At 36.5% G+C, this 9245-nt stretch carries 6 protein-coding genes; all 6 read right to left on the bottom strand.

The window, feature by feature from the left end:
- Positions 1-219: 219 nt before the first annotated feature.
- Positions 220-1830 carry a CTP synthase gene (locus tag ACPYKA_RS15610; protein ID WP_479543141.1) on the bottom strand — a complete coding sequence of 537 codons (1611 nt, stop codon included), beginning with the start codon at positions 1828-1830 and terminating at the stop codon, positions 220-222.
- Positions 1831-2027: 197 nt separating this feature from the next.
- On the bottom strand, positions 2028-2447 hold the full coding sequence (gene rpoE / locus ACPYKA_RS15605; protein WP_479543140.1) for a DNA-directed RNA polymerase subunit delta: 420 nt from the start codon (positions 2445-2447) through the stop codon (positions 2028-2030).
- Positions 2448-2929: 482 nt separating this feature from the next.
- The gene (gene icmF / locus ACPYKA_RS15600; protein WP_479543143.1) at positions 2930-6157 is read right to left on the bottom strand and encodes a fused isobutyryl-CoA mutase/GTPase IcmF; all 3228 of its coding nucleotides are present in this window, start codon (positions 6155-6157) and stop codon (positions 2930-2932) included.
- Between the two features lie 53 nt (positions 6158-6210).
- Positions 6211-6831: a TetR/AcrR family transcriptional regulator gene (locus ACPYKA_RS15595; RefSeq protein WP_479543139.1), complete on the bottom strand. Its 621-nt coding sequence runs from the start codon at positions 6829-6831 to the stop codon at positions 6211-6213.
- A 35-nt stretch (positions 6832-6866) separates the two neighbouring features.
- A complete protein-coding gene (locus tag ACPYKA_RS15590; RefSeq protein ID WP_479543138.1) occupies positions 6867-8006 on the bottom strand; it encodes an acyl-CoA dehydrogenase in 1140 nt (379 codons plus the stop codon).
- Positions 8007-8021: 15 nt separating this feature from the next.
- Positions 8022-9158 carry an acyl-CoA dehydrogenase gene (locus ACPYKA_RS15585; protein ID WP_479543142.1) on the bottom strand — a complete coding sequence of 379 codons (1137 nt, stop codon included), beginning with the start codon at positions 9156-9158 and terminating at the stop codon, positions 8022-8024.
- Between the last annotated feature and the right edge of the window lie 87 nt (positions 9159-9245).

The following is a 9245-nucleotide window of genomic DNA, read 5'->3' as shown; positions in this document are numbered from 1 at the left end:
CACTTGCACGTCCTGTGCTTCGGAGGCTGAGGCCGTGCCCACGGAAAGCGAAGTATTCTGCCGAAGCGGTATTTTACATCGCAACTTTGTTTAGATATTTGCGGAGTAACTTAATCCTAAGTTACTGCACAGTTTATGAATTTTGCGTCAAAATCAACAAATAATTTATCAACTATCCATACACTTGTTTATGATCAATTTAAATTGATAAAACAACTTTTATTTATTATATTTCCCATCAACCACTGCATCAATAAATCCTTCCAATAATGGATGTGCTTTAGTCGGTCTTGATTTAAATTCCGGATGGTACTGACATGCAACAAACCATGGGTGATCTTTTAGTTCGATTGCTTTAATAAGATCCTCTTGTTCACCAACAGCGGAAATGACGAGACCGTTAGATTCAAACTGTTCACGGTATTCAGCATTAATCTCGTAACGATGGCGGTGTCTTTCACCAACACTATCTGCTCCATTATATGCTTCTTTTACCTTTGTATTATCCAAAAGTAAAACTTGTTTAGAACCTAATCTTAATCCATTACTCATTTCGTTATTATTTTTTTCTTTTTCAATTAACTTAACAATAGGATACGGTGTGTTTGGGTTAATCTCAACAGAATGAGCTTCCTTTAATCCAATTACATTGCGAGCAAATTCAACAGCAGCTAGCTGCATTCCTAAACAGACCCCTAAAAAAGGTACTCTATTCTCTCGCGCATATTGTATCGCTTCTATCTTACCATCAATCCCTCTTGTACCAAAGCCGCCAGGTACAACAATTCCATCTACATTAGATAGTTCTTCATGTATCGTTTCCTTATCTAATGTTTCAGAATTAATCCAATGTACACAAATATCGGTATCATATATATATCCGGCATGTTTCAGTGACTCTATTAGTGATAAATATGCGTCCGGTAATTCTACATATTTTCCGACTAGACCAATTTCTACCGTTCGTGATAAGTTTCTAACTTTATGAATCAGTTCTTTCCACTCAGTCATATCTGCTTCTTTTTGAACTAATCCTAAATGACTGCATACTAAATCATCTAAATTCTGTTCTTGGAGAGCGATTGGTACTTGATAAAGTATATCCGCATCTACCATTTCAACTACAGCTTCTTTTCTCGTATCACAAAATAAGGCAATTTTCTCTTTTGTTTCTTCACTTATTGCAAATTCGGAACGTAGTACAATAGCATCTGGTTGTATTCCAAGCGAACGTAACTCTTTTACACTATGCTGTGTTGGTTTTGTCTTAATTTCACCAGCTGCTTTAATATAAGGTACGAGTGTACAATGAATATACATGACCTGATCACGGCCAATATCGCTCTTAATCTGTCTGATGGCTTCTAAATAAGGTAAGGATTCAATATCCCCTACAGTCCCACCAATTTCAGTAATAACAACATCAGCTTCTGTTGCTTTACCTGCTTTATATACTTGATCTTTTATTTCATTCGTAATATGAGGGATAACTTGAACAGTAGCACCTTTATATTCCCCATCACGTTCTTTACGAATTACACTAGAATATACTTTTCCTGTCGTAATATTACTAAATTTATTTAAATTAATATCAATAAAACGTTCGTAGTGACCAACATCTAAATCTGTTTCCGCTCCATCTTCTGTTACGAATACTTCTCCATGCTGGTAAGGACTCATTGTTCCTGGATCGACGTTCAAATATGGGTCAAATTTTTGCAATGTTACTTTTAGTCCACGATTTTTCAGCAATCTACCTAATGATGCCGAAGTAATCCCTTTTCCTAAAGATGAAACAACCCCACCAGTTACAAAAATATATTTTGTCAATTTTGTACCCTCTTTCCCTTTCATTCATGTGTAAAATAATAAATGCGTTTCCCAATCAGGGGAAACGCATTTGACGAGTTCTTTTTTCTTGTATAGCCCAATAAAAATTTTACTCATTATACTGGTAAATGTCAAGATATCAATGTTATATATTATGGAACGTTCACTAAAATTAGTTTACCAGCTTAAGGTAGAAATTATTCATCATAATTTTCATATTCTAAATCATCATATTCTTCATACAGATCTTCATCTTCTTCAACTTCTTCATCGACTAGTTCATCGTCAAGAAGTTCAACTTCCAACTCTTCTTCTTCCAGATCTCTTTTCCTTGATTCCGCTAACGATTTTTCACTTGTTTGATCAACCGGGTACCATCTTTTTAAGCCCCATATATTTGATCCCAATGTAGTAAAACGCCCATCAACATTCAGATCTGTATAAAAGCGAGCCAGCAAATCATCTTGCTGTTCTTGGGTAAAACCTTTATGTTCGGCAACTTTTGCAAAGAGATCCAGAAAATTTAATTCTTTTTTCTCATCCGCTAAAATAATATTTGCAAGTTCAATCATAGACATTTTTTGAATTTTTTCATCACTATACTTTTCTAAGCCCACTTCTATGCACATCCTTTAATAATAATAAAAATAAGTTGCACTTATACAGTAAAAAAGTTATCTATAATTCTTACTGTTAAGTAAGTCTGTATTAATTATTAACACTAATAATTTTGTAGTATAAACTATTCCTTAGATTATAATCAAGTGTCATGAAAATATGATAGCTATTTCAAAAATTTAGTCAAGAAATTAGTTATATTTTTTTATTAGAACACTTTAGTTATCGCCAAGCCTTGACGAGAGTATGAGTTGCACTTACGAGTGATTGACGTGCTAGACTGGGCGCCTGAGACAAATGCTTTACGGTGGGACGAACGAAAGAGCAAATGCCCTTCGATGGGACGAGTAAGCGCAGTCCCAGTCCCAGGACGCCCGAGCTTTTAGCCAGTGAGCGAGTCAAGAAAGTTTTATAGTTTCCTATCTGCTAAAAAAATAAACATCGGCTACGAACACGCCGACATTTAATTTAGCATTTGACACTACATATTCCTTCTATATTGTCCGCCCACTTCATATAAAGCCTCACTAATTTGACCAAGGCTTGCAACTTTTACGGTATCCATTAATTCAGCAAATATATTTCCATTTTCATTGGCAACTTTTTTCAGCTTTTCGATTGCTAGATTTTTCACTCCTTCATTTTCTTCATGAAACTTTTTAAGATTCTGTATTTGTAACTCTTTTTCATCCTTTGTGGCTCTTGCTAGCTCCATCTGATCAATTTCTTCTTCCGATGGTGGATTAGGATTTAAATATGTGTTGACACCAATAATCGGCAGTTCACCTGAATGCTTTTTACTTTCGTAATATAAAGATTCCTCTTGAATTTTATTACGCTGATATTGTCGTTCCATTGCGCCAAGAACCCCTCCACGATCATTAAGACGTTCAAATTCAGCAAGCACTGCTTCTTCTACAAGATCTGTTAATTCATTTACAATAAAAGAACCTTGTAGAGAGTTTTCATTTTTTGTTAAACCAAACTCTTTATTAATAATCATTTGAATGGCAAGTGCTCGTCGCACAGATTCTTCCGTTGGTGTTGTGATCGCCTCATCGTAAGAGTTTGTGTGCAAAGAGTTACAATTATCTTGAATGGCGATTAAAGCTTGCAATGTCGTTCTAATATCATTAAAATCAATTTCCTGAGCATGGAGGGAGCGGCCCGATGTTTGAATATGATATTTTAATTTTTGGCTTCGTTCATTCGCCCCATACCGTTCTTTCATTGTAATTGCCCAAATTCTCCTTGCCACACGTCCAATCACTGTATATTCGGGGTCTAGTCCATTCGAAAAGAAAAATGACAGATTAGGGGCAAAATCATTTATATCCATTCCACGACTTAAATAATATTCAACATACGTGAATCCATTTGCCAATGTTAAGGCAAGTTGGGTAATTGGATTTGCGCCAGCCTCCGCAATATGGTAGCCCGAAATAGAAACTGAATAATAATTTCGCACTTGATAATCAATAAAGTACTGTTGAATATCGCCCATCATTCTCAGTGCAAATTCTGTTGAAAATATACATGTGTTTTGACCTTGATCTTCTTTTAAAATATCTGCTTGAACCGTACCCCGCACTAATTGTAATGTTTGTAATTTTATTTTTTCAGCTTCTTCCTTAGAAGGTTTTCGACCATTATCTTTCTCAAATTTTTCAATTTGCTGATCAATCGCTGTATTAAAGTACATTGCTAATATAATTGGTGCCGGCCCATTAATCGTCATCGAAACAGAAGTCTGTGGATCCGTTAAATCAAATCCATCGTACAATTTTTTCATATCATCCAGTGTACATACATTTACTCCACTTTCTCCAACTTTTCCATAAACATCCGGCTCATAGGAAGGGTCTTCTCCATATAAAGTTACGGAGTCAAAAGCTGTAGATAGTCTTTTTGCCCTTTCTCCTTCAGATAAATAATGAAACCTGCGATTTGTTCGTTCTGGAGTACCTTCACCCGCAAATTGTCTTGTAGGATCTTCACCTTCTCGTTTAAAAGGAAATACACCAGCCGTATATGGAAATTCCCCGGGTACATTCTCTTTCATTAGCCATGTTAAGCGATCTCCCCAATCGGAGTAGTGGGGGAAAGCAACTTTAGGTATTTTTAAACCGGACAAAGAAGTAGTTGTAATATCGATAGTTAATTCTTTATTCCTTACCGAAAATGTAATCGTATCTCCGTCATACTTTTGCTTCAGACTATCCCATGAATCAAGCAGCTTCTGCTCTTCTTTATTTAGCTTCGTTAAGTATTGATCAAACGTTTGATCAACTGTTTGGTTAATCATTTTGTCATCGAAAAGTTCCTTTGCTCCCCGCAGTTGGTATAACTTTCTAGCAATCTCACTCTGCTCCGCCACTTTCTTATGATAACCTCTAACAGTCGCACTTATCTCCCGTAAATAATGGATTCGATCATTCGGTATGATATTACTATGGTTTATTGATAGCTCATGACGATCAAATGGAACGTTTTCCTGCCAGCCGTATTCTGCGTTTAGCTTATCAACAATTCCTGCAAATAATGCATTTGTTCCAGGATCATTAAATCGACTAGCAATCGTACCATATACCGGAAATGTTGTGTGATCTTTGTGAAAAAGCATATGACTACGTTCATACTGTTTACGAACTTGCATTAATGCATCCTCAGACCCTTTTTGTTCAAATTTATTAATAACGATAAAATCAGCAAAATCGATCATATCAATTTTTTCAAGCTGTGTCGGAGCACCAAACTCACTCGTCATAACATACATAGAGAAATCGGTAATTTCAGTAATCTCTGCATCCCCTTGCCCAATTCCACTCGTTTCAACAATAATTAAGTCAAAATTTGCAGCTTGAAAAATCTTTATTACATCTTGTGTAGCTTTTGATATCTCTGTTCTCGACCCTCTCGTTGCCAATGAACGCATATAGACACGATCTGAAAAAATTGCATTCATTCGTATTCTATCTCCCAATAAAGCTCCGCCTGTTTTTCGCTTTGTAGGATCGATAGAAACAATCGCAATTCTTTTCTGATCAATTTCATGTAAAAATCTACGAATTAACTCATCCGTTAAAGAACTTTTTCCAGCTCCTCCTGTTCCGGTTATTCCGAGTACAGGAACCGTACGATGCTGTTTTTCCTTTAATATATGCATGAGCTTTTGTTTATCTTCTTCATCATCACGTTCAATAAGCGAGATCATCCGGGCAATCGCTTGATCATCTCCTTGTTCTAGACGGCTTTTGTCTTTAGCAATATCGATCGGTGGGACAAAATCGCTTAGTTCGATCATCTTATTGATCATACCTTGCAATCCCATTTTTCTACCGTCTTCTGGAGTAAAAATCCAATCAACACCATAATCATGTAATTCTTTTACTTCTCGGGGAATAATAGTACCTCCGCCGCCACCAAAAACTTTTACATGATCTGCATCATTATCTCTCAGTAAGTCAACGATATATTTAAAGTATTCAAGATGCCCCCCTTGATAGGAAGATATTGCTATCGCCTGAACATCTTCCTGAATCGCAGCATTGACAACTTCTCTGGCACTTCGGTTATGACCCAAATGGATAACTTCAACGCCACTAGCTTGAAGAATCCTCCGCATAATATTTATGGAAGCATCATGACCATCAAACAGACTCGATGCTGTAACAACCCGTACATGGTTCTTCGGTTTATACACTTCCATATGTTCCAATTTTAAAACCTCCTCTTATCTTGACTCACAAGACAACCCAGATACTAATAATCTTTTATCCCTAAAGACTGTAATACAAAATTGGTCTGCATCTCAATATACATATCGATTGTAAATTTCCGGTGCAACATCCAGCGTCTAAACCCCCACATATGTCCTTGAACAAAAATATTATTTGCAATAAGTTCGATTTCTTCTTCTACCAATGTGCCAGATACACAAGTCATAATTGCTTCTTTCAGCATAATGACCATTTCTCGTTCTTTCTTTAACACAATCCCTTTTACATTCGTCTGTAATGACTTTACTTCTTGATATAGAATAATAACTTCTTCCTGCATTTCATCCATTAGACGATAATACGAATCAATAATATAAATTAAATTTTGAATCGACGGCTCCTTAGAACCAATTACTTTCTCAAGATGTTTATATACATGGTCATTAATCGCTTCATAAACTAAAAATAATACGTCCTCTTTTGTTCTAATATATTCATATAAAGTTCCGATACTAAAACCAGATTCTTTTGCTATTTCTCTAGTCGTTGTTCGATGGAAACCTTTTTCTTTAAATAAAGTTAAGGCACCAGCAATAATCTGACTTCTACGTTTTTCTACCAATGTTGAATCTTTTATTGAAGATAAAATGGTATCTGAACACATAATCGTTTCCCTCCTCCCCATTATCTTTTATTCATTTATTTCGTAACAGCACGCCCAATAACAAGTCTCTGAACTTCATTTGTTCCTTCATAAATTTGAGTGATTTTAGCATCACGCATATATCGTTCTACTGGATAATCTTTCGTGTATCCGTATCCTCCGAAAATTTGAACCGCTTCCACTGTATGGCGCATCGCAGCATCACCAGCAAATAATTTAGCCATTGCTGAGATTTTTCCGTATTCTAATCCTTCACTTTCTAACCAAGCAGCTTTATATGTTAACAGTCTGGCAGCCTCTGTTTCTGTAGCCATATCGGCTAACTTAAAAGAAATTCCTTGATTATGTGCTATTGGTTTTCCAAATTGTTCACGTTCTTTGGCATATTCAGTAGCAGCGTCTAAAGCACCTTGCGAAATACCAACTGCTTGAGCAGCAATCCCGCTTCTTCCCCCATCAAGCGTTGTCATCGCTATTTTAAACCCTTCCCCTTCTTCTCCTAATAAATTAGCTTTAGGAATACGACAATTTTCAAAAATTAATTCTGTCGTTGGAGAAGAACGGATTCCAAGTTTTTTCTCTTTTTTCCCAAATGTAAAACCTTCTGTTCCTTTTTCTACGATAAAGGCGCTAATCCCACGGTGACCTGCATCCTGATCCGTTTTTGCAAAAACGACATAAATATCCGCGACACCGCCGTTAGTAATCCACACTTTACTCCCATTTAAAATATATTCGTCGCCTTCTTTAACCGCTGTCATTTTCATTGATGCTACATCACTTCCGGCTCCTGGCTCAGACAAAGCATACGCTCCAAGTGCAGAACCTTCCGCTAATCTTTTTAAGTATGTTAACTTTTGTTCTTCGTTACCATATTTATATATAGGCCAGCTCGCAAGCGATACGTGGGCAGATAATGTCACCCCGGTAGAAGCACATACACGAGACAATTCCTCGACGGCTATACAATAACTTACAAAATCAGATCCTATTCCACCATATTCTTCAGGCCATGGAATCCCTGTTAAACCAAGCTCTGCCATTTTGTCGAATATTTCTCGGTCAAAACGTTCTTCCTCATCTCTTTCCGCAGCAGTTGGCTCTACCTCATTTAAAGAAAAGTCTCGCACCATCTTTTGCAACATTTTTTGCTCATCCGTTAATTGAAAATTCATTTTAAAATCCCCCTGTTATTGAAGTAAATTTTTTGCAACGACGATTCGTTGTATCTCATTCGTACCTTCGTAAATTTCAGTTATCTTTGCATCTCTAAAATATCGTTCTACTGGATAATCCTCTGTATAGCCATATCCTCCGAAAATCTGTACAGCCTCTATCGCAACCTTCCTTGCTGTTTGGGCTGCAAAAAGTTTAGCCATGGAAACTTCTTTTGCACAAGCCCGATTTTGCTGGATCAAATTGGCGGCTTGATACACTAATAGTTTTGCTGCTTCAACTTCTGTTGCCATATCCGCTAATTTAAAAGCAATCCCTTGATTGTGTGAGATCGGTTTTCCAAACTGTTCACGATCTTTTGCATATAAAATGGCATGTTCTAAAGCCCCTTCGGCAATTCCTAAAGCTTGTGCTGCAATACCTATTCTGCCTATATTTAAATTGGCCATCGCAATTTTATAGCCTTCTCCTTCTTTCCCAAGCAGTTGATCTTTTCTTACTTTACATTGATCAAAATTCAACGAAACAGTACTTGAACCATGTAATCCCATTTTCTTTTCACTTTTTCCGATTTGCAGTCCGGGGTTCGTTTTCTCGACAATAAATGCACTAATCCCTTTAGAACCAGCAACTTCACTTGTTCTAGCAAAAGTGATAAATGTATCTGCTTCTTTTCCATTTGTAATAAATATTTTCGAACCATTAAGTATATAGTCGCCATCTTGTTCTCTAGCCCGTAGTTTTATATTTGCTGCGTCAGATCCAGCTTGTGGTTCTGTCAAAGCAAATGCTCCTAAATATTGCCCAGATGCCAATTTAGGTAAATAATATTGTTTCTGCTCATCATTTCCAAAGTAAAGAATAGGATTTGTCCCTACTGAGGTATGAACCGATAAAACAACACCTATAGTTGCACTTACTTTAGAAATCTCATGAATCGCTATAATATACGATGTGAAATCCATTCCGCTGCCCCCATATTTTTCGGGGATTGGAATACCCATTAACCCTAATTCGCCCATCTTTCTAATGATCTCGGCTGGAAATATACCTTTTTCCATTTGCTCAATTTGTGGTTTGATTTCTTTTTCTGCAAAATCTCTTACTAAATTCTGGATCATTTTCTGTTCATCTGTTAAATGGATATCCATAAGCATATCCTCACTTTCTAAATGGATTATGTTCTGTTTCAATTCCTCTTTTGGATCAAAGTAGAAGGATACTGTTGAGTAGTGAAA

Source organism: Pseudogracilibacillus amylolyticus (SeqCode) (genome assembly GCF_051918545.1).
Taxonomy (GTDB): domain Bacteria; phylum Bacillota; class Bacilli; order Bacillales; family Amphibacillaceae; genus Pseudogracilibacillus.
The sequence above is the reverse complement of the archived record's forward strand: the minus strand, read 5'-3'. Positions and strand labels throughout refer to the sequence as shown.